We start from the raw sequence: 21294 nt of genomic DNA, 5'->3' as shown, positions 1-21294 counted from the left end.
CGGCTATCGACATAAGGAAGAAAATCATGACATCTCCATTCTCGGCACTGATCATCGGTGCATCACGCGGAATAGGTTTAGGCATTGTCAGGCAGCTATCCATGCAGGGCTGGCAGGTAGTTGCAACCTGTCGCGGCGCGGTGCCTGCCGATAGCCCGGCTGACACGCAATGGCTGAAATTAGATATCAATCATCATGATGAAAGGATTGCCCTGAAAGAACGGCTGTTGTCACAACAATTCGATCTTATCTTTATCAACGCAGGTGTTTACGGGCCAGCCCATCAGGACGTTACCCAGGCGAATGATGATGAGATCGTTGAACTGTTTATGACCAATACCTTTTCCCCGGTTCGCTGTGCGGCAGCGTTAATACCGCTGGTGAAACCGCAAACCGGCGTGATGGCGTTGATGACATCGGAGTTGGGCAGTCTAAATGAGAACGAAGCGGCGACCTATCCGCTGTACGCCGCCAGCAAGGCTGCTCTGAATATGTTAACGCGCGGATTGCGTGATACCGCTGCCCTGCAGGAGGTGACTTTGCTGTCGGTGCATCCGGGCTGGGTACAAACGGATATGGGCGGAACCAATGCCACGCTGACTGTCGAACAAAGCTGCTCTGGGATTGTGAGCCAGGTTCTGGCCTGGCGCGGCAAAGGAGGGCACCACTTTATTGACTATGCAGGCAACGTGTTACGTTGGTAAAACGCTTTGTGCTGCAGATTTTGCTTTATGGGAAGCCCGGACCATCCGGGCTTCTATGACTTAATACATCACCATGAGCAATGAAATCCAACTATCCCCCCTTTGGGGAGGGGAAAGTGGTTCTCGTTGGCAACGCTATCCTTACTTACTTCAACTCAGGCCAGTAGTCCTTGTTCGCCTCAATCAAGTCATCAAGTATTGCTTTGGCAACCGATGCGCTCGGCACGGTTTTGGATAGCGTAATGGCTTGCCACAGTTTCTGATAAGAACGCTGTTCCCAGGCATCGACCACCAGTTTTTCTACCGCTACCTGCTGGCTCATCAGCCCTTTCTGGAATTGCGGGATATTGCCAACCACCAGCGGTTGCGGGCCACTTTTGCCAACCAAACAGGGGATCTCGACCATGGCTTCCGGATCGAAGTTATTGATAGCGCCGTTGTTTGGCACAATCAACAGCATGCGCTCCTGGGTGTTGAAGGCGATGGCGGTTGCCAGATCGACGATGTAGGAGGCATGCTCATCGATTTCCAACTCGCCTGCCGAGGATTTACCCGCCTGGATAATGGCATTGCAGGAGCCGAAAACGTGCTTCTCGCGGTGATCCATGACCTCGTTAGCGCGGGTACGCTCTGGGTTGGAATGCTCTACTACGTAGTCTGGGAACAGATAGTATTTCAGGTAAGTATTGGGGAAGGTTTCTGGATCCAACGCCCAGACATCTTTCGCTTTGGCGAAGGTGTCATTCCAGCTAGCCTCCGTACCATGTTCATCTGATGGCGGAACGTAGCCAAATTTAGCCACGTATTCACGGATTTTAGGCATCAAGTCGTTGCCCTGTAGATCCTCAATAGACGTCCACCAGCCGAAGTGGTTCAGCCCGTAGTAACGCACGCGCATCTCTTTGCGGTCTTTCAGGCCAGCAATTTGCGCCATACGGCTTTCAATGCCGATGGGCATATCGCAGATATTGAGGATTTTCGCCGTAGGGCGCAGACGACGGGTTGCTTCTGCCACAATCGCCGCCGGGTTGGAATAGTTCAGCATCCAGGCGTTTGGCGAGTATTGTTCCATGTAGTCGGCAATTTCCAGCACGCCACCGATGGAGCGCATGCCGTAAGCAATTCCACCTGGACCGCAGGTTTCCTGGCCAAGCACGCCGTGGCGCAGAGGGATTTTTTCGTCTTTTTCACGCATCGGGTATTTGCCCACGCGGATGTGTGCCATCACGAAATCCACATCGGTAAATGCCTCTTTGGGGTCCGTGGTGTAGCTGAATTCAATGTCTGGTGCCTGTTCTTTCAGGATGATTTTGCACGCCTCGGCAATGGTTTCCTGGCGCGCACCATCGTTATCATAGAATTTCAAGGCGCGCAGCGGGAAACGGTGCTGGTTTGCCAGTAACATCAGTACGATACCTGGAGTGAAGGTGCTACCACCGCCAGCTACAACTACAGAGAATTTATTCATGATACTGCCTCCGTCATGGATTTAAGTTCGCTCGAAGAAGCGTCTTTCATCAGGTTTTCGATCTTGTCACGGACCTGCGGGACGTTCAGCCCCACAATCACCTGTATAGCGTTGCCGCGTCGCACCACACCGTGGGCGCCCAGCGCTTTAAAAATGTCGTCGCTTTGCGTCAGCGACATATCCACCAGGGTAATACGCAGGCGGGTCGCACAGTTGTTAACGCTCAGGATGTTGCTTGCTCCGCCAAGAGCTTCGAGAAAACCGACAGCCTGGCCTTGTTTGGTTTCTTTCGCTGCCGTAGTTTGCTGGCGGGATGCTTGATAATCCGCCTTGCTGTAGAGCTTGATTTCGGCCTCTTCCCGGCCCGGCGTTTTCAGGTTGAAGCGCAGGATCAGCAAGCGGAACACCACGAAGTAGAGGCCAGTGAAGACGAGGCCGATGCCAATCTGGATGAACATCATTGACGCATGGTTGTGGAACATCGGGATCCAGTTTTGCGGCAGGAACTGGTCAAGCAGACCGCCGCCCATGTTGCCCACCACGCCGCACATATACATGACCGTTGCCATGGTAGCGGCCAGAAATGCGTGAACGACAAACAGTACCGGCGAGATAAACAGGAAGGTAAATTCCAGTGGTTCGGTAATGCCGACCAGCATCGCCGTTAACGTGGCGGGGATCAGCAGGCCTGCCACCTTCACTCGATTTTCAGGTGCCGTGGTGGCGTAGAGAGCCAGCGCAATCCCCAGACAGCCAAACACCTTCGAGTTACCGTGCAGCGCAAAGCCGCCTTCTGGGAACAGCGTTTTCAGCGGCAGCGTACTCTGACTGAACTCCTGCAAATGCTGCGCCCAATAAACCTGAATGCCTCCTTCCACGACTGCCGGACCATAGACAAATGGGCCGTAGATGAAGTGATGAAGCCCTGTCGGGATCAGGATGCGCTCAAGGAAGGTGTAAACCCACACGCCGAGCGAGCCAGCGCTGCGCAGGAATTCCTGCAGTGATTCAATCCCCATCTGTACTTTTGGCCAGCCGAACAGGGTTAGCCACGCGCAAGGGATCATGACGAAGAAGGCAACAATGACCACGAATGAGCTGCCTTGGAAAATACCGAGGAAAACGGGAAGTTGTTTATCGAAATAGCGGTTATGGATAGCGGTGACCAATCCGGAAATCACAATCGCACCGATAATACTGGTATCGAGCGTTTTGATGCCGGCAATCATCGTGAGCCCGGTTCCCGCCACCGGGTCGACGTTAAAATCAACGCCAAAGTACTGGCCCCAGGTCATTCCCATTGCGTTAATGAAGTAGTTCCAGGTCATGAAACTGACTAGCACAGCCAGGCAGGCGCGGCCCTGAGCCTGTTTTGCCAGGCCAATAGGTAAACCCACGGCAAAAATCAGTGGCATATTACGAAATACCGTCCAGCCGCCTTCTTCAATAATGTGGACGATTTGCGCAAATAAGTTATCGGGTGCAGTGAGCGCTTCGCCGACAAACATCGGGTTACGCAGCATAATGGCGATACCGACCACAATCCCGGCAAACGGGAATAGCAGGACCGGGGTAAACATTGCGCCACCAAAACGTTGTATTTGACTGAGCATGTTAAATCCTCATGTAACAACCTGTAGGGGAAGTGACCTTATTCTTTAACGCGGGTCTGAGAAGCAGAGTAGGGAGTACGTGAGGGGTTATCTTTGTCCGTCGCACCGATTCGTGATCGCAATCATGGTTTTTGTTTGCACCAAGTTGTCTACTTTTCGTCATAAAACTGTACACGACGATTTCGCTTGGAATTTTCACTTGATGAGGTTGTTTGCAACTTCAATAAAAACAGCCTATTAATTTATAGGGTGTGGATTATTTAAGCGCAGCGCGGAACTCCAGAGAGGTCTATCAGTGATCTACAAATCCATAGCCGACAGACTACGCATTCGGCTCAATTCCGCCGATTATCATATTGGCAGCCCATTGCCTGCGGAGGTTCGCCTGGCAGAAGAGTTTGGCGTCTCCCGCATGACTATTCGCAAAGCGATAGATTTGCTAGTGGGGTGGGGATTGGTGGAGCGCCGCCACGGTAGCGGCACGTATGTCGCGAAGAAAGATGTGCATCATGAAACCACCAACCTGACCGGATTTATCGAGGTAATGCGCAATCAGGGTAAGGAGGTGGTAAGCGACGTGCTGGAGTTTACTATTATGCCCGCGCCACCCGCTATCGCCAGCCAGCTGCGCATCAAGATTGATGAACGGATCTACTACTCGCGCCGGGTTCGTTCGGTCGACGGCAAGCCACTGATGGTAGAAGACAGCTATATGCCAGCGAAGCTCTATCGCAATTTGTCCGTTGCCCACCTGGAGGGGTCAAAATTCAGCTATATCGAAGATGAATGCCACATCATCGTGCGCGGCAATTATGAGAGCCTCACGCCTGTGCTGGCCGATAAAAAGATGGCGAAGCTGCTGAATGTCGATGAACAGACACCTATTTTGCGCATCACCTCGCTGTCATACAGCGACAGCGGCGATTTCGTGAATTACTCGGTGATGTTCAGAAATGCCAGCGAGTATCAGGTGGATTACCATTTACGGCGGGAGCATGTGAAAGTATAGGCAATAGGGCGAACTGCTGAGACACCGTTGAAAAGCAAAAAGCCCGCTTAGTTTCCTAAGCGGGCTTCTCTAAATATGGCTCCTCTGACTGGACTCGAACCAGTGACATACGGATTAACAGTCCGCCGTTCTACCGACTGAACTACAGAGGAATCGTGTGAACGAGGCGAATAATAGCGAGGCGTATTGGGTTTGTCAAAGCACTAAAGTGAGGGAAAAGTGCGTTTGCTGCCAGATTGAGCATATTGGCTCGTTTTTCGGCACTTTGCTTTGGTTAACAACGCGTAAAATGCGGAACCATGAGGAAAAGATCAGCGCGTTCAACATGCAGCTTAACGAGCATGACAGAATGCTAAGTAGCACCGTCATAAAGCGATCCCACAAAAACACTACTCACCGAATATAAATTAATCAGGAAGGGTCTTGATGCCATCTGAATGGGCCATTAGCGAAAACCCAAAATATCTGCTTATCTTTTACCAAACTGTGATCGAGATTGTTTTTTTATTTTTCATCTGCCAGATGCTTGGTTTTTCCAGAAAAGTTGATTTAAATCAAAATGGTAAGTCGTTCTAATTGGCGATAAGTGATTTTTTTTAAGATTTTTCTATGTTACTCTGGCGGGCATTCTATGCTGATAGCAGTAATGAGGCCCTCGCAGATCTTGTCAATGCTTGCTTTATTACTCTATGCTACGCCAAGCCATTTTTATAGCGGTAAACCACGCCGTTCCTTTGTTTCCCGGAGTTTTTTAGTAATGAAAAAAACAATCGCCATAGCTGCATTGTGTGTGTTGCTGGCAGGGTGTCAGACTGCGAAGAACAAACCTGCCACCGCCGCCGGTGTCCCAGCGCCAGCCCCAGTCACGCCGAGCGCTACTGTTACGCAGCCAGCTCAGCCGATGGCTTCTGTGGGTACCGATGACATCATGTATCCCTGCATGAAAGAGCTGAATGCTCTGCAACAGGTTAGCCCGCGGTTGTATCAAACCCGCAGCGTGGAATTGAACGATATCGTGGCGCAGGCCAAGCTTTACATGCGCATTCGTGACAACGTCAGCACCGAAATCCATCAAATCATGGATGCTGCCTATCAGTTCCGCATTGCCAAAACCTGTAACCGTATCAGCACCGACCTGACCAATGCCTTGATCGAGCGTGTGACTGGCGCCTAACGCGCATACCCCGTATTCAGATGTTCCGGGAATACATGGTGTTGTACCAGAAACGCTCTCTTAGGGAGCGTTTTTGTTTTCTGCTCATCCAAAATGCATTCCAGTTGCACCAGCAAGGTGCGCCAGCAAATTCTCCGCGTTCTTTTCTATCGCTCGTTGCCCGCTAAAACCAGTGAGCCTCCTCATTTTTACGGCTGAGAGCGCCAGCAAATCGGCTCTATTTTTGTATGCGCCGTCACAATGGCTAGATTTTTGCTTGGATAAACGCGGGTAAATCGGTTGCGCTCTCGCGCAAATTATTTTCCCCGACTACACATAAAGTGACTGCTCCACGTCATTTACCCGTCGTCCTGCAACTGCCGCCGTTATTGGCCGCAATCTGCAATCTGCCGGGTCTACGGTCTTTCGCTAAAACAGTGCTGAGGAATGCAAAATGTCATTGAGATTGCTAAAAACCCCGCTTGCTGCTCTGCTTATTGGTTGTTTTAGTACGGCTTTTTCTGCACATGCCGATATCGTGATTGGCGTTGCCGGGCCATTCTCCGGCCCAAATGCCACCTATGGGGATCAATACTGGCGTGGGGCCTCGCAGGCTGCCGCAGACATCAATGCGGCCGGGGGAATTAAAGGGGAAAAAATCAAGCTGGTGCAAGGCGATGATGCTTGTGAACCTAAGCAGGCAGTCTCGGTAGCTAACCGGTTGGTCGATCAGGATCACGTCGCTGCGGTAGTTGGGCACTTCTGCTCGTCTTCCACCATGCCCGCTTCGGAGGTCTATGACGAGGCTGGGATCATTGCTATCACACCCGGTTCCACTAACCCGCAAATCACCGAACGTGGCATGAATAACATGTTCCGCATGTGTGGCCGCGACGATCAGCAAGGGGTTATCGCCACCAATTACATGCTGGATACCCTGAAGGCGAAGAAGATTGCCGTCATCCATGATAAGGACACCTATGGCCAGGGGTTGGCAGATGCCGCCAAGGCAGAAATGAACAAACGTGGCGTGAAGGAAGTGATGTATGAAGGGCTGTCGCGCGGTGAGAAAGACTTTAACGCCCTGGTGACCAAAATCGCTTCGGTTAATCCAGACGTGGTGTACTTCGGCGGCTGCCACCCAGAAGCAGGTCCGCTGGTGCGCCAAATGCGTGAGCAAGGGGTAAAAGCCAAATTCTTCTCCGGCGACTGTATTGTTACCGAGGAGCTGGTAACGGCGGCCGGTGGGCCACAGTACACCACTGGCGTGCTGATGACCTTCGGTAACGATCCGCGTCAGATCCCAGAAGGGAAGGCGGTGATTGCCAAGTTCCGCGAGAGTGGGTTTGAGCCAGAAGGTTACACGCTGTACTCCTACGCCTCGATCCAGGCCATCGCTGCAGCGTTCAATGCCACCGGCGGTAAAGACAGTGCCAAAGCCAGCGAGTGGCTGAAATCTCACGATGTGGATACCGTGATGGGGAAAAAAGCCTGGGATAAAAAAGGTGACCTGAAGGTATCAGACTACGTGGTCTACCAATGGGATGACAAAGGCAAATATCACCAGCTCTGATGTAAAGATCAACGGATCCGAGCCTGCGGCGGATCCGTTCCTTAACCTCCTTTGGGCCGCGTGGTGCTGAACTTGCGGCCCGCCCATCAGGTGAGATTGCTTATTATGGACGTATTCTTCCTGCAACAGCTGATTAACGGCCTGACCCTTGGCGCAGTGTATGGCTTGATCGCCATCGGCTACACCATGGTGTACGGCATTATTGGCATGATCAACTTCGCCCACGGCGAGGTGTATATGATTTCTGCCTATCTGTGTGCGATTGGCCTGGCGCTGCTCTCTTTCTTTGGTCTGCACTCTTTCCCGCTGTTGATCCTGGGCACCCTGGTTTTCACCATCGTGGTTACCGGCGTTTATGGCTGGGTGATTGAGCGTATTGCTTATAAACCGCTGCGTAACTCCACGCGTCTGGCTCCGCTGATTTCTGCCATTGGTATGTCGCTGATTTTGCAGAACTACGCGCAAATTAGTCAGGGGCCGCGCCAGCAGGGTATCCCCACGCTGCTGGACGGTGTTTTTCGGCTCAATTTTGATGGCGGTGTGATCCAGATTACCTACACCAAGGTATTTATTCTGATAGCGGCACTATTGGGTATGGCGGTGCTTACCTACGTTATCCAACGCACGCGCCTGGGGCGTATCTGCCGGGCTACCCAACAGGATCGCAAGATGGCATCGATACTCGGCATCAATACCGATCGGGTGATCTCGCTGGTGTTTGTGATTGGCGCAGCGATGGCCGGGCTGGCCGGGGTGCTGGTCACCATGAACTACGGCACCTTCGATTTTTACGTGGGCTTTATTATCGGCGTCAAAGCCTTCACCGCAGCGGTGCTGGGGGGCATTGGCTCATTGCCCGGCGCGATGCTCGGAGGCTTGCTGCTTGGGGTGGCAGAGGCCCAGTTCGCCGGCATGGTGAACTCGGATTACAAGGATGTGTTTTCATTCGGTCTGCTGGTGGTGATCCTGATTTTCCGCCCTCAGGGCCTGCTGGGGCGGCCAATGGTCGCTAAGGTGTGAGGGAAACTATGTCTCAATCCACAGTTCATCAAGGGCTGAGTATTAAACGCAGCCTGTTGGATGCCGTTCTCGCGGGCCTGATCGCGCTGATTGTGTTTGGCCCGATCGTCGGTATTGTGCTGGACGGCTACAGTTTCAACTTTGAGCCACACCGCCTGGTGGTGATTATCTCGGTAGTGATGGCGGGGCGGCTGTTACTCAGCCTGTTTTTGCAAACGCCGTTGGGGCGCAGGGTGTCGGCGCGTTTTGAAGGGGGCAATGACGGTGTTTATGTTCGGCCAGTCGGAGCCAGAACGAGCCTGCGTTGGATCCTGCCGTTACTGGTGGTGTTGGCATTGCTGTTCCCGTTTATGGCGACCAAATACCTGCTGACCGTGGCGATCCTCGGCCTGATTTATGTGTTGTTAGGGCTAGGATTGAACATTGTGGTGGGGCTGGCCGGGCTGCTCGACCTGGGTTACGTGGCGTTTTATGCCATTGGTGCCTACGGCCTGGCACTGGGCTATCAGTATCTTGGTCTGGGCTTTTGGGCGATGTTGCCGCTGGGGGCGTTGATGGCGGCGCTGGCCGGGGCCTTGCTGGGATTCCCAGTGCTGCGTATGCACGGTGACTATCTGGCGATTGTGACGCTAGGCTTTGGTGAGATCATCCGCCTGGTGCTGAATAACTGGGTGTCGTTGACCGGCGGGCCAAACGGCGTTTCGGTTCCTGCTCCGACCCTGTTCGGCCTGGAATTTGGCCGTCGGGCCAAGGAAGGGGGAGTACCGATCCACGAGTTTCTTGGTATTACCTACAACCCCAACCTGAAGTTTATCTTTATCTACGCCGTATTGTGTCTGGTGGTGTTGCTGGTGCTGTTTGTCAAACACCGCCTGACGCATATGCCAATAGGGCGAGCGTGGGAGGCACTGCGTGAAGATGAAATTGCTTGCCGTTCGCTCGGGCTTAATCATGTGCTGGTCAAACTCTCGGCGTTTATGATGGGAGCTTCCACCGCGGGTATCGCCGGGGTGTTCTTTGCTACCTATCAAGGGTTCGTCAATCCAACGTCGTTTACCTTCTTTGAATCGGCGCTGATCCTGGCGATCGTGGTGCTGGGGGGAATGGGATCGACTTTCGGCGTCGTGCTGGCTGCCTTTGTGCTGACGGTGGCCCCGGAACTGCTGCGCAGCTTTGCCGAATATCGAGTGTTGCTGTTTGGCGTACTGATGGTGTTGATGATGATCTGGCGGCCACGCGGCCTGGTGCGTATCAGCCGTAGCAGCTTTACGCCACGCAAGGGGGTAGCACCATGAGCGATGCCATTTTGCGCGTTGAACATTTGATGATGCACTTCGGCGGCATCAAAGCGCTGAACGATGTAAATCTCGAAGTGGAGCGTGGGTCGATCACCGCGTTGATCGGCCCGAACGGCGCGGGGAAAACCACGGTGTTCAACTGCCTGACGGGTTTTTATCGCGCCAGTGGCGGGGCGATCCTGCTCAATACTCACAAACGTCCCATTGATGTGATCCGTATCCTCGGGCAGAAATTCCGTGCAGGGGATTGGATTAACCCCGCGCAGCTGGGGTCGCGCCTGTACTACAAAATGTTTGGTGGCACACATCTGGTGAACCGTGCCGGATTGGCCCGCACCTTCCAGAATATCCGCCTGTTCCGTGAGATGTCGGTGGTGGAGAACCTGTTGGTGGCGCAACACCGTTTGAGTAACCGCAACCTGATTGCTGGCGTGCTCAATACGCCTGCCTATCGCCGGGCAGAAAATGAAGCACTGGACCGAGCATTTTACTGGCTGGAGGTGGTCGAGTTGGTGGACTGTGCCAACCGGCTGGCGGGGGAGATGTCCTACGGCCAGCAGCGGCGGCTGGAGATCGCCCGCGCGATGTGCACCACCCCGGAAATGATCTGCCTGGACGAACCCGCCGCCGGGTTGAACCCGGTGGAAACCGCCACCCTGAGCCGGATCATCCGCTTTTTGCGCCAGCATCATGATATTACGGTGCTGCTGATCGAACATGATATGGGCATGGTGATGGAGATTTCCGACCGGGTGATCGTACTGGATCACGGCAATGTGATCGCCGAGGGGACGCCGCAGGAGATCCAACACAATGACAGCGTGATCGCCGCCTATCTGGGCGCAGACGAAGAGGAGCTGGCGGGATGAGCGAGGTGATGCTGGAATTTCGCGAGGTAGATGTTCATTACGGCCCGATCCAGGCGCTGCAACAGGTGTCACTGCAAGTCAGGCAAGGGGAAACCGTAGCGTTGATCGGGGCCAACGGGGCGGGGAAATCCACCTTGCTGATGTCAATCTTTGGCCAACCTCGCATCAGCGGTGGACAGATCCTGTTTCAGGGGACGGATATCAGCCAGCGGTCGACGCATTTTGTGGCCAGTAGCGGCATTGCCCAGGCTCCGGAAGGGCGGCGGATTTTCCCTGACATGAGCGTGGAAGAAAATCTGCTGATGGGCACCATCACCCTTGGTAACCGCTATGCCGCTGAAGATATGCAACGTATGTATGAGCTGTTTCCGCGCCTGAAAGAGCGGCGTAACCAGCGGGCGATGACCATGTCCGGCGGTGAGCAGCAAATGTTGGCGATAGCCCGTGCGCTGATGAGCCGGCCAAAGTTGCTGTTGCTGGATGAGCCGAGTCTGGGGCTGGCACCGATCATCGTCAAACAGATCTTCAGCATTCTGCGCGAACTGGCCAACGGCGGCATGACAATTTTCCTGGTGGAGCAAAACGCCAACCATGCGCTGAAGCTGTCCGATCGGGGTTATGTGATGGTCAATGGGCAAATCCGCCTGAGCGGCAGCGGTGCCGAACTGCTGAGCAATCAGGAGGTGAGGAAGGCTTATCTGGGAGGCGCATAAAGGTAACCGCCCCGATGAGGGGCGCATTGAACATCCTCGATCGTAGGGGCGTCACAAATGGCGCTCCTACTGTTGAAAAAAACAGCGCCACAAAAACGTGATCTAGGTCGCATTTTGGTTACGGGTTAGTTAAAATGGCGCCACTGCCAGCCCCTGTTCCGGAACACCTACAATGGATGAAATCAGCACTTCCCGCTCGACCGCCTGGATGCGCGTGGTCGTCTTGGCCATTTCGGCATTTATCTTTAATACCACCGAATTTATCCCCGTCGGGTTATTGAGTGATATTGCCCAAAGCTTTGGGATGCAAACCGAGCAGGTGGGGCTGATCATCACGATTTATGCCTGGATCGTTGCCACTATGTCGCTGGTCTGTATGTTGCTGACCAGCAAGATTGAGCGGCGTAAGCTGCTGATCGGGGTATTTATCCTGTTTATTGCCAGCCATGTGCTCACCGCGGTGGCGTGGAACTTTACCATCCTGGTGATCTCGCGTGCCGGTGTGGCGTTGGCGCATTCGGTGTTCTGGTCGATCACCGCGTCATTGGCCATTCGTGTCGCCCCAGCAGGCAAAAAGGCACAGGCGTTGAGTATGCTGGCGGGGGGAACCGCGCTGGCGATGGTGTTGGGTTTACCGTTAGGGCGAGTGGTGGGGCAGCTACTCGGTTGGCGTATGACGTTTATTGGCATTGCCGTGTGCGCCACCCTGGCGTTGGTGATGCTGTGGCGCTTGCTGCCGGTGCTGAAAAGCGAGCATTCCGGTTCACTGGCCAGCGTTCCCCTGTTGTTCAAACGCCCGGAGCTGGTCAGCCTGTATATGTTGACCATCATTGTGGTGACGGCGCACTTTACTGCCTACAGCTACATCGAGCCCTTTATCCAGACCGTGGCCGAGTTATCCGCCAACTTTACCACCTTGATGCTGTTACTGTTTGGTGCTGCGGGCATTGTCGGCAGCCTGCTATTCAGCCGCTACAGCGAACGTTTCCCGTCGGGTTTCTTTATGGGTGCAATTGGTCTGCTGGCCCTCAGCCTGTTATTGCTGTTGCCCGCCTCCGGTAATGAAACGACCTTGACGTTACTGTGTGTGGTCTGGGGCATGGCCATCATGGCGATTGGTCTTTCGATGCAGGCGAAGGTGCTCAGTCTGGCACCGGATGCGACCGATGTCTCGATGGCGATCTTCTCCGGCTTGTATAACTTTGGGATCGGCGGCGGGGCGTTGCTGGGCAACCAGGTCAGCCTGCATCTGGGAATGCCAAACATTGGCTTCGTCGGCGCGCCGTTGGCCCTGATCGCCCTCGGCTGGTGTATCTTGAGTTTCTATCGTAACGAACGCTTGCAGCACCATCGGGCTTAATCAACGCTCCCTTGATTGCCGGGCCCGGTAATCAAGGGCCCCCTAAGACCTATCCTCTCTTTACCTCCCATCTTGCCGCCATGTTTTGCTAGCAGATACGCAAAATATCAACGAGCATGCTTCACCTTCATCGAAATGCCGGGATCGGCTTCCAGCTTCACCATTGTGGCCAATGCCTCGCGTTCCAAGCTCCGACATAATGCAATTTATAGGTTTACACCTATATAGTTTTTGACCTATATTGCCAAGGAGCACCTGTGTGGAAGATTAAAACAACGGATACGTTTGACGAGTGGTTCAGCCGGTTGGATGACACTGACAGAGCTTCTGTGCTGGCGTCACTCATTGTACTACGTGAAAAAGGTCCTCAGTTGCCCAGACCCTATGCCGACACGGTAAAGGGATCGCGCTACAGCAACATGAAGGAACTGCGCGTGCAAAGCCGAGGCATACCGATACGGGCATTCTTTGCCTTTGATCCACGCCGTCGCGGTATTTTGCTTTGTGCTGGTAGCAAGGTCGGTAATGAGAAGCGTTTTTATGAGGTGATGATCCCGATTGCCGATCGGGAATTTACCCAATTTCTGAATACAGCAGAGAACAAGGAGTAGGCCATGGGCAGAACACTCGAACAAATCCTGGCGGAAGAAAAACCCGAGGTAGTGGCCAGCGCTGAGCGCATTGCGGCGGATACGCTGCTCAATATTCACCTGGCCGAGCTACGTGAGCGGGTGCAGAAAACCCAGGTTGAAATGGCGCAGGCACTTGGCATCAAACAACCCACCGTGGCGGGCATGGAAAAACCAGGCCGCGATCTGAAGCTCTCCTCGCTCAAACGCTATATCGAGGCCGCAGGGGGCAAGCTGCGTCTGGATATCGAGCTGCCAGATGGTTCGCACTATGGGTTTGTTATTTAATCAACTGGCTCGATGATTCAACCCTAAATCAGTTGTGCATCGGTTTGAACGCTGTAGCTTGCCAGGCGACGGGTATATATTGTTTGCCTATCGTCGGTAATAGCAGCGTCTGAACTTTGCGCCATCTTATTAGGAGTTTGATTATGTCCAGCACTCATCTGTCAGGTACCTTTGCGCTCGGCACGCATACCGTCAAGCGGCTCGGCTATGGCGCCATGCAGCTCGCCGGTCCAGGTGTTTTTGGCCCACCGAAGGATCCTGAAACGGCCATCGCAGTTCTGCGTGAAGTGGTTGCCAACGGGGTCAACCATATCGATACCAGCGATTTTTATGGCCCGCATTACACCAATCAAATTATTCGCCAGGCACTGCATCCTTATGCCGACGATCTGGTCATTGTCACCAAGATCGGCGCGCGCAGGGATGAGCAAGGCGCATGGTTGCCTGCATTTTCTCCGGCGGAGTTGACCCAGGCCGTGCATGACAACCTGCGTAATCTGGGGTTGGATGTGCTTGATGTGGTCAATCTGCGCTGCATGTTTGATGCACATGGTCCGGCAGAGGGGTCGCTTGAAGAGCCACTCTCCGTGTTAGCCGAGCTACAGCAGCAGGGGCTGGTCCGCCATATCGGGCTGAGCAATGTCACCTCGGCTCAGGTTGCGCAAGGGCAGAAGATTTGTGAGATTGTCTGCGTACAGAATAATTACAACCTGGTACATCGGGATGACGACGCACTGATCGACGAACTGGCTGGCAAGGGCATTGCCTATGTGCCGTTCTTCCCGCTGGGTGGATTCACGCCGTTGCAGTCAACGACGTTGTCGGAAGTTGCGCAGCAGGTGGGAGCCTCGCCTATGCAAGTGGCACTAGCCTGGTTGCTGCAGCGTTCACCCAACATTCTGCTGATCCCAGGGACATCCTCCTTGGCACATCTGAAAGAGAACCTTGCCGCAGCCCAACTCAAACTGCCGGGCGAAGCTATTGCGAAGTTGAATGCGATCTAAGGCAACCCGGCAACCATAACCTCTGCGGGAGCCCTGGGTTCCCGCTAAAAATACATCCTCCCAGCATTCTCAGCCCTCTGCGTTTCAACGCCAGCCCTGTTTTCTTTAATGTATTAATAAAATCCCTTCTCGTCAGGAAAGAGACAAATGTTGTCTTAAATGTGTCCATTTTATAAGATGATTGTTAATATGTTAACGAATAATCACCAAGACTCACGCCCACAACCGCTGAGGCGTTATTGATGATAAAGGAGCCGCTATGCCACCTGCCTTTACTAACCGGCCGCCACGTTGGTTGATCCCGCTACTGGGATCGCTGGTGGCTTTTGGCCCACTGTCGATTGATATGTATCTACCTGCGTTACCTGCGATGGGGCAACAACTGCATGCCACACAGGGGCAGATGCAGCATTCATTGGGGGCATTCTTTGCCGGTTTTTGCATCGGCATGTTGCTGTACGGGCCACTTAGCGATCGGCTAGGCAGGCGAAAGCTGTTGCTGAGCGGCATGCTGCTGTTTGTGATTGCCAGCGTGCTCTGTACGCAGGTCACTCAGGTTGAGCAACTGGTGGTACTGCGGGCGTTACAGGCATTTGGTAGCGGGGCCGCTGTAGTGATGGCGCGCGCCATTGCCAGGGATGTTTATGCCTCGGATGAGCTGCCCCGAGTGTTATCGCTGATGACGCTGGTTACCATGATTGCACCGCTGCTGGCCCCGTTGTTAGGCGGTGCTTTGCTGACTATCTTCGACTGGCAAGCCATCTTCATGCTGTTGGCGGTGGTGGGTTGTATCAGTGGGTTATTGGTATTTTTGATACTGCCGGAGACGTTAAAGACCCCGCCAGGGCAGTCAGGCAGCATCCTGAAAGCGTTTCATAACTATTGCCTGTTGGTTCGGGACAGGGAAGCGATGGGCATTATTGCTACCCTGGCGTTTTCCTTCGCGGGCATGTTTGCCTTTATCAGCGGTTCTCCCTTTGTCTACATCAGCTACTTTCAGGTGCCCGCTGAGTATTACGGGCTGCTGTTTGGCTGCAACGTCATTGGCATGATCGCCGTACTGCTGCTGAACGTGCGGATGCTGAAGGTCTACAGCCTGCCGCGCCTGTTGATGATACAAAGCAGCGCCCAGGTGGTGTTTGGGCTGTTGCTACTGGTGTTCCATCAGCAGAGCCTGTCCATCCTGGTGATCCTGGTAGTGCTGTTTATGTCGCTGGTGAATGCTATCGGCACCAACAGCCTGTCGCTATTGTTGCAACAGCGTGGCCAACAGGCTGGGAGTGCTAGTGCCCTGGCGATCTCGTTGCAGTTTGGTATGGGGGCGTTGGCAAGCCTGGCCGTTTCCTGGTTGCAGGATGACACGCCGTTTGCCATGACGTTGGTGATGGCCGTCTGTGCGGCACTAGGTTGGGTAGGGCAGAGGATGTCTGTAGCGCGAATAGGTTCACGGCTGCATGAATAGGTAGGATGCGGTGGTGAGGTTTTCATGCGCATTGCCGTTGCCGACAATGCGCATGAGGTTTACCGATTTAACTCACTGACTACTGGCAATAATACCGCGCAACAGCTTCTTCAAAATGCCCACCTCGTCTGCCGTGAAGGCAGACAGGACCTGTTCTTGCTGTTTGGCGGCAATATCTCTCAGCACGCTGGCCTGGCGTTCGCCTGCCTCGGTCAAGTGATGGCCATTCTCGGTGCTGGACACCAGGCCTTTACGGTACAACGCCTCCTGCGCCTCTTCGATCTCTCTGGTTGGCATCGCCATTTCTGCCAGCAGGCAGGCCTTATCAAGGCAGGCGTCGCTGTCCAACACTAGCAGCATTCTGGCCTCGCTGGCCCGCAACCCGGTGGAGAGCTGCTTGGGCTGGTAGCTACTTTGATAGCTGCGCAGAGCCTGGGTGAGCAAGTAGAAGACGTTGTTATTCAAGCGTTCCTGCCTGGCGCTGCCTACTGCATTCTGTGCAACGCGCTCCGTTACCTGCGGGTAAGGCAGCACCATGGAATAGGATCCCTGATGATATACCAGCGGTGCGCGGCCCAGGTCGTCAAACGCGACCACTTTGCCAATCAGGATCCAATGGTCACCGCCGTCAACCTGCTGATATTTCTCACATTGAAAGCGCGCGGCACAGTCGGTAAGCAAAGGCACGTCACCCGCGCCGACCTCCACCTTAATCCCGGCAAATTTATCCTCGCTGGGGCGGGCGAAACGATTGGAAATATCCATCTGATCGGCGGCCAGCACGTTAATGGCGAAGTGGCTGGCTTGCTCAAAGATCGCGTAGCTGCCGGAGCGTTTATCAATGCTCCACAAGACCAACGGCGGATCCAGTGATACCGAGTTAAAGCTGTTGGCCGTCACTCCCACGCGGGTGCCATCTGCGGTTGCTGCAGTCACTACCGTCACGCCGGTGGCGAAATTACCCAGCGCACGGCGAAATGCGCGGGGATCCAGGGCTGGTTCTGTGTGATGTGTCATTAAATAGGAACTCCTGCTCGTTACACCATCGTCGGATCGGGTTCTAACCCCATCAACTCGCGGCCTAATATCTGTGCGCAGACATCGTAATCGGTATAGGCGTGTGCCCCGGTCATGTGCGAGTCGCGGAACAGGCGCTGGATCTCATTGCTTTCCATCCAACTGGTTGCCCCTGCGGCGCTGAACAAGCGATCAACCGATTCGATGCACATTTTGACCGCGTAGGCCTGGTTGGTACGCCAGAACGTCAATGTCTGATGAGAGGGATATTGGTGCTTACGGCCGTGTTCGGCATGTTCTTGCCAGGTTTTTTCCAAAAAGGCGCGGGCGGCAGCAACCTGATGGGTGGACTCCGCCAGACGCATCAGCGCCGGGGTGGCCGTCCCCACGCTGGCTCCGGTATAGGCTCGCACGCGGTTTTGGGTTTTTTCTTTAAAGGCGACCAGCATACGCTCCGCAACGCCAAGGCTGATGGCGGCAAAACCGCAGGCGAAATAGGGGCGATAGGGCGAGTAGAAGATATTACTGTCCGGGTAGAGGCCGAAACCTGCAGAGCGCCCATGCATCATATCTTGAGCGGCTTCAATGCGGTGGTTCGGTACGAAGGCATTTTTTATGACCAGCGTTTTGGAACCGCTGCCGCGCATGCCAACTGCAAACCAGTCATCACGGATTTCGTAATCGCTGCGTGGGATCACGCCAAAGCTGTAGAGCAGCTCACCTTCGGCGTTTTTGCGGCGAAAGCCGACAATCGCCCATTCGGCGTGGTCACAACCGCTGCTCCAGCCCATTTCACCGCTCAGATAAACACCGCCTTCGGCTTCCTCAATGCGGCCAAACGGGGCAATACTGCTGCTGGCGGTGGCGTCTGGATTATCTCCCCAGATCTCTTGTTGTAGTTTGGGGGAAAACATCGCTATCTGATGGCTGTGGGTGCATAGCAGGCTGAAAGCCCAGGCCGTTCCGCCACAGGCTCCGGCCAGCGCGGCGACACAGTCGGTGAATTCTGGCAGGGAGATTTCCAGGCCACCGAATTTTTTCGGTTGGAATACCCGGTGCATACCTATGCTTTTTAACAAACGGATATTCTCATCCGGTACTTTTCGTTCGCTTTCCGCCTGTGCGGCGTTGGCAGCGATAAGTGGCAGAATGGGCAGTAATTTTTCCAGCATCGGGTTGCTAGTTTTCATCAGTTGGTTCCCTCGGTAGGGGTGGGCGTGGGATGAGTATGGGGGAAGGGTAATTTAATGGAATGTAACATTCAGGTAAAAAATTGTACTTTTCATGTTAAATGTTGAGGGTGTGATCTGGAGGCGGGTTTGAGGGGCTGGGTGTGAGGCTCTTGGTTAGCCACCTGATATGCGCTGGTTGAGATTGCATAAATTTTCTGCTCTTTTTTGGGGCGATTAGAATGGTGTTAGTTGAATAATTAAAAAGAGAGGCAGTGCATGCCTTTTTATCTTAACTACCTCCCTAATTTGGCTGTTTTTTAGTCTTGTTTATACATGGCCCCTGTATTTTCTTCATGGCGTACTAAAAGGAGATCGGTTGCTAGTTGTTTACTGTCCCGATTAAAAAGAGATAGAGTACCTATCGCTGTCTTCAGATCTTTAGTCTTGGGAGTTATTCCTTCAGTAGGTAAATTGGATTTATAACTGACAAAAGAAGATAACGTTTCTAATCTCGACCAATAATCTTTGCGCAATTTACGGCCGGCCAAAGGAGAACGAAGTAATACATGCATCGCCTGACCATAAAATGAAAGGGGATGAGAGCATGAGGTCATAAAGTAATCAGGGGATAAGAGGGAGGTGACCACATCCTGGACATGATTACGGCCACATGCATAAGTGGTCAGACGGAGGTCAAGACTCCCATGTAAGCGACAGTTAAGCTCGACTAGTGCTGGGCCATTTTCAGTCAGAATAACCTCAAGATGTGAAGGGCCATTACGGACGCCAAGAGCATTTAAAACAGCTGTTGCATACTCCCGAATTACAGTGTATTTCGGCAAGGTGTGATCAACTGTTTCCATATTATCAAGAAACGGCGATGACCCATTGTCACGTTTGACAAGCCAAATACTGGTTAAGTAGTGTTTTCCATTTAACGATACGCTATCAAGAATATATTCCTTCCCAGCTAAGAAGCTTTGAATTAAAACAGTTGTATTTGGCTCTTCATAGTATGAAGACGAGTTCATTACCTTATTAAAGTACCGGTGTACTTCCTTAATAGAGCTACATTTAAAGACACCTTTTACTCCTGCGCTTTCAACAGGCTTTATAATAACAGGATACTGATTTCTGTTCTCGACCCAATTTAAGATGACTTGTATGTTATCTGATAATATCTGTTCTGGGGCTCGTAATCCTGCTTTTCTGACGGTTTCTATCATTTCAAACTTGTGCCGCCTAGCTAGATTTAACTCCGGCTCATTGACATATGTCAGATTCAACGCGTTGGCGATGGCTCCTGCCACTGCTAACGCTGAGTCCAAACCATGTAATACAGCTGAGATTTGCCATTTGGATAGACGCTCAAGGGTTTGCGTTATGTCACCCTGATGGGTCAAACATGCTACGTAATCTTGCTGATTGATCATTGCTCCAAAGTGACTGGCTATAACAGGATCGCTAAACAGATGGATGCAAGGAATGCCATAAGCTCGGAATAAAGGAGCATAACTTGCAGAAGTAGAAGCCCCATCGACAATAAGAATATTACTGATATTCATCTTAAACCCTCTTGATTTCAGACTCATAAAACATTGTATAGGTAAGGAGTACTGTTATCAGCATGGTAAAGGCTGCAATAAGAAAGCCGGTGGCAGCTCCGACATTTACTGGGAAATGTACGCCGGAGACAAGAAGCCCAAGCAACGCTACGCCAATAGCACCACCGATTTGACGCATGGAGTTAATCGCTGCTGAGGCGGTTGCCGTCTTATCGGCAGGTGCTGCATGAATGAAAGCCGAAATAAGCGTGGGCAAGGCAATTCCGCCACCTATCGGCATAAGAAATAGGAAACATACAAAAGCAAGATAACTCGCATCGGTATACGTAAGAAAAGCCAGAATAGTGTAGGTCACAGAGGCAGTAACTAGTCCGGTCATGATGGTTAGGCGGGGGCCAAAGCGTTCAGACAAGTAACCGCTGGCAGTATTGGCCACAGCAATAATAGTGAAAGTCAGCAGAGCTAACCCTGTCATAACGGGTGAAAATTCGCGATAAACCTGAAAATAAATGGTTAATATAAAGATAGAACCATAAAATGAAAAGTTCATGGTGGCGCCTAGAAGCAATCCCATTGAGAAAATGGGGGTTCGCAGTAAAGTTGGCGGTATAAAAGCATATTCATTATTTCTTAGGTGCCGAATTAACAGTGTCGCTGAAATGAAAAATAATATTATAAATGAAAGGTCAGAAAGGGAATGTACGGATTTTTTTCCAAAATTGATAAGTAAAAACACTAGTGAAAAACTAGCTATAATAAAAATCACTATCCCTTTTGTATCAACTTTTTGGCGATGATGACATGGGGGTTCCTTGATAATATAAAGAGTAAAAATTATACCAGCAAGACATAACGGGATATTTATCAGAAAAAGTGCGTGCCAAGATGAATATTTTAGTATAAGCCCTCCAATAAAAGGCCCTGCGGCACTAATAATGCCACCAATAGCACTCCACCATCCAATGGCTTTTGTACGGAGTACTGCATCGCCTTCGCTGACTGCAGAGAGCAATGCGAGTGATGAAGGAAGAATAAGGGCTGCACCTACCCCTTGTCCGATACGGCCAACAATCATAATATCAATTGAGGTAGCGGAAGCACAAATTAGCGATGCAAACAGGAAAATGACCATTCCAACGAGGTTGATTCTCCGACTGCCAAATCGATCGCTCAATCCGCCTGCTGCAAGCAGAAGGGCTGCAAAAACGATGACATACGCATCTGGGATCCACTGTAGCCCAGACATGTCAGCTTGGAATATTCTGGCAAAGGTCGGTAGGGCAACGTTGACGATAGTGACATCAAGCTGAACCACGATATAGCCAAGTGAAGTAACAAGAGCAGCTTGAAGAAGTGAAGGTCGATGTGCTTTCATTG

19 protein-coding genes and 1 tRNA gene are annotated in these 21294 nt (G+C 52.5%); 13 read left to right on the top strand and 7 right to left on the bottom strand.

Annotated elements, in window-relative coordinates:
- Positions 1 to 26 precede the first annotated feature (26 nt).
- The gene (locus KGP26_RS17810; protein ID WP_115158137.1) at positions 27 to 704 is read left to right on the top strand and encodes an SDR family oxidoreductase; all 678 of its coding nucleotides are present in this window, start codon (positions 27 to 29) and stop codon (positions 702 to 704) included.
- Positions 705 to 849: 145 nt separating this feature from the next.
- On the opposite strand, the gene KGP26_RS17805 is transcribed toward KGP26_RS17810, so the two are convergent.
- Both KGP26_RS17805 and KGP26_RS17800 read right to left on the bottom strand, forming a co-directional pair.
- The gene (locus KGP26_RS17805) at positions 850 to 2172 is read right to left on the bottom strand and encodes a 6-phospho-alpha-glucosidase (RefSeq protein ID WP_021805818.1); all 1323 of its coding nucleotides are present in this window, start codon (positions 2170 to 2172) and stop codon (positions 850 to 852) included.
- On the bottom strand, positions 2169 to 3785 hold the full coding sequence (locus KGP26_RS17800; protein WP_094981610.1) for an alpha-glucoside-specific PTS transporter subunit IIBC: 1617 nt from the start codon (positions 3783 to 3785) through the stop codon (positions 2169 to 2171). Before KGP26_RS17800 ends, KGP26_RS17805 begins: the two co-directional genes overlap by 4 nt.
- A 295-nt stretch (positions 3786 to 4080) precedes the next feature.
- On the opposite strand from KGP26_RS17800, the gene KGP26_RS17795 reads away from it, so the two are divergent.
- Positions 4081 to 4794, top strand: a complete 714-nt coding sequence (locus KGP26_RS17795) for a GntR family transcriptional regulator (protein WP_021805816.1) — start codon at positions 4081 to 4083, stop codon at positions 4792 to 4794.
- Positions 4795 to 4870: 76 nt separating this feature from the next.
- Here KGP26_RS17795 and KGP26_RS17790 read toward each other — a convergent pair.
- Positions 4871 to 4946, bottom strand: a tRNA-Asn gene (locus KGP26_RS17790).
- A 605-nt stretch (positions 4947 to 5551) separates the two neighbouring features.
- On the opposite strand from KGP26_RS17790, the gene KGP26_RS17785 reads away from it, so the two are divergent.
- The 11 genes from KGP26_RS17785 to KGP26_RS17735 all read left to right on the top strand — a co-directional run bounded on the left by KGP26_RS17785 (position 5552) and on the right by KGP26_RS17735 (position 16163).
- Positions 5552 to 5968 carry a hypothetical protein gene (locus KGP26_RS17785; RefSeq protein ID WP_021180266.1) on the top strand — a complete coding sequence of 139 codons (417 nt, stop codon included), beginning with the start codon at positions 5552 to 5554 and terminating at the stop codon, positions 5966 to 5968.
- A 433-nt stretch (positions 5969 to 6401) separates the two neighbouring features.
- The gene (locus tag KGP26_RS17780; RefSeq protein ID WP_024485159.1) at positions 6402 to 7520 is read left to right on the top strand and encodes a branched-chain amino acid ABC transporter substrate-binding protein; all 1119 of its coding nucleotides are present in this window, start codon (positions 6402 to 6404) and stop codon (positions 7518 to 7520) included.
- Positions 7521 to 7625: 105 nt separating this feature from the next.
- Positions 7626 to 8540, top strand: a complete 915-nt coding sequence (locus KGP26_RS17775; RefSeq protein WP_094982871.1) for a branched-chain amino acid ABC transporter permease LivH — start codon at positions 7626 to 7628, stop codon at positions 8538 to 8540.
- 8 nt (positions 8541 to 8548) lie between these two features.
- Positions 8549 to 9835, top strand: a complete 1287-nt coding sequence (gene livM, locus KGP26_RS17770; protein ID WP_223664352.1) for a high-affinity branched-chain amino acid ABC transporter permease LivM — start codon at positions 8549 to 8551, stop codon at positions 9833 to 9835.
- Positions 9832 to 10707 carry an ABC transporter ATP-binding protein gene (locus KGP26_RS17765; protein ID WP_024485157.1) on the top strand — a complete coding sequence of 292 codons (876 nt, stop codon included), beginning with the start codon at positions 9832 to 9834 and terminating at the stop codon, positions 10705 to 10707. The genes livM and KGP26_RS17765 overlap by 4 nt, the downstream gene beginning before the upstream one ends.
- The gene (locus KGP26_RS17760; protein ID WP_021805811.1) at positions 10704 to 11420 is read left to right on the top strand and encodes an ABC transporter ATP-binding protein; all 717 of its coding nucleotides are present in this window, start codon (positions 10704 to 10706) and stop codon (positions 11418 to 11420) included. Before KGP26_RS17765 ends, KGP26_RS17760 begins: the two co-directional genes overlap by 4 nt.
- 172 nt (positions 11421 to 11592) lie before the next feature.
- On the top strand, positions 11593 to 12780 hold the full coding sequence (locus KGP26_RS17755; RefSeq protein WP_223664351.1) for a sugar transporter: 1188 nt from the start codon (positions 11593 to 11595) through the stop codon (positions 12778 to 12780).
- Between the two features lie 257 nt (positions 12781 to 13037).
- Positions 13038 to 13391, top strand: a complete 354-nt coding sequence (locus KGP26_RS17750; protein WP_223664350.1) for a type II toxin-antitoxin system RelE/ParE family toxin — start codon at positions 13038 to 13040, stop codon at positions 13389 to 13391.
- Between the two features lie 3 nt (positions 13392 to 13394).
- Positions 13395 to 13697, top strand: coding sequence for a helix-turn-helix domain-containing protein (locus tag KGP26_RS17745; protein WP_021180280.1), 303 nt, complete (start codon positions 13395 to 13397; stop codon positions 13695 to 13697).
- A gap of 143 nt (positions 13698 to 13840) precedes the next feature.
- Positions 13841 to 14701 carry an aldo/keto reductase family oxidoreductase gene (locus KGP26_RS17740; protein ID WP_071680979.1) on the top strand — a complete coding sequence of 287 codons (861 nt, stop codon included), beginning with the start codon at positions 13841 to 13843 and terminating at the stop codon, positions 14699 to 14701.
- A gap of 259 nt (positions 14702 to 14960) precedes the next feature.
- Positions 14961 to 16163, top strand: coding sequence for a Bcr/CflA family multidrug efflux MFS transporter (locus KGP26_RS17735; protein WP_223664349.1), 1203 nt, complete (start codon positions 14961 to 14963; stop codon positions 16161 to 16163).
- Between the two features lie 72 nt (positions 16164 to 16235).
- On the opposite strand, the gene KGP26_RS17730 is transcribed toward KGP26_RS17735, so the two are convergent.
- The 4 genes from KGP26_RS17730 to KGP26_RS17715 all read right to left on the bottom strand — a co-directional run bounded on the left by KGP26_RS17730 (position 16236) and on the right by KGP26_RS17715 (position 21292).
- Positions 16236 to 17180: a p-hydroxyphenylacetate 3-hydroxylase reductase component gene (locus tag KGP26_RS17730; protein WP_223664347.1), complete on the bottom strand. Its 945-nt coding sequence runs from the start codon at positions 17178 to 17180 to the stop codon at positions 16236 to 16238.
- 20 nt (positions 17181 to 17200) lie between these two features.
- Positions 17201 to 18370, bottom strand: a complete 1170-nt coding sequence (locus KGP26_RS17725; RefSeq protein WP_179250062.1) for a p-hydroxyphenylacetate 3-hydroxylase oxygenase component — start codon at positions 18368 to 18370, stop codon at positions 17201 to 17203.
- 299 nt (positions 18371 to 18669) lie between these two features.
- Positions 18670 to 19917, bottom strand: a complete 1248-nt coding sequence (locus KGP26_RS17720) for an ATP-grasp domain-containing protein (RefSeq protein WP_223664346.1) — start codon at positions 19915 to 19917, stop codon at positions 18670 to 18672.
- Between the two features lies 1 nt (position 19918).
- The gene (locus KGP26_RS17715) at positions 19919 to 21292 is read right to left on the bottom strand and encodes an MFS transporter (RefSeq protein ID WP_223664345.1); all 1374 of its coding nucleotides are present in this window, start codon (positions 21290 to 21292) and stop codon (positions 19919 to 19921) included.
- Between the last annotated feature and the right edge of the window lie 2 nt (positions 21293 to 21294).

The sequence above is a fragment of the Serratia sp. JSRIV002 genome (assembly GCF_019968725.1).
Classification (GTDB): Bacteria; Pseudomonadota; Gammaproteobacteria; order Enterobacterales; family Enterobacteriaceae; genus Chania; species Chania fonticola_B.
The sequence above is the reverse complement of the archived record's forward strand: the minus strand, read 5'-3'. Positions and strand labels throughout refer to the sequence as shown.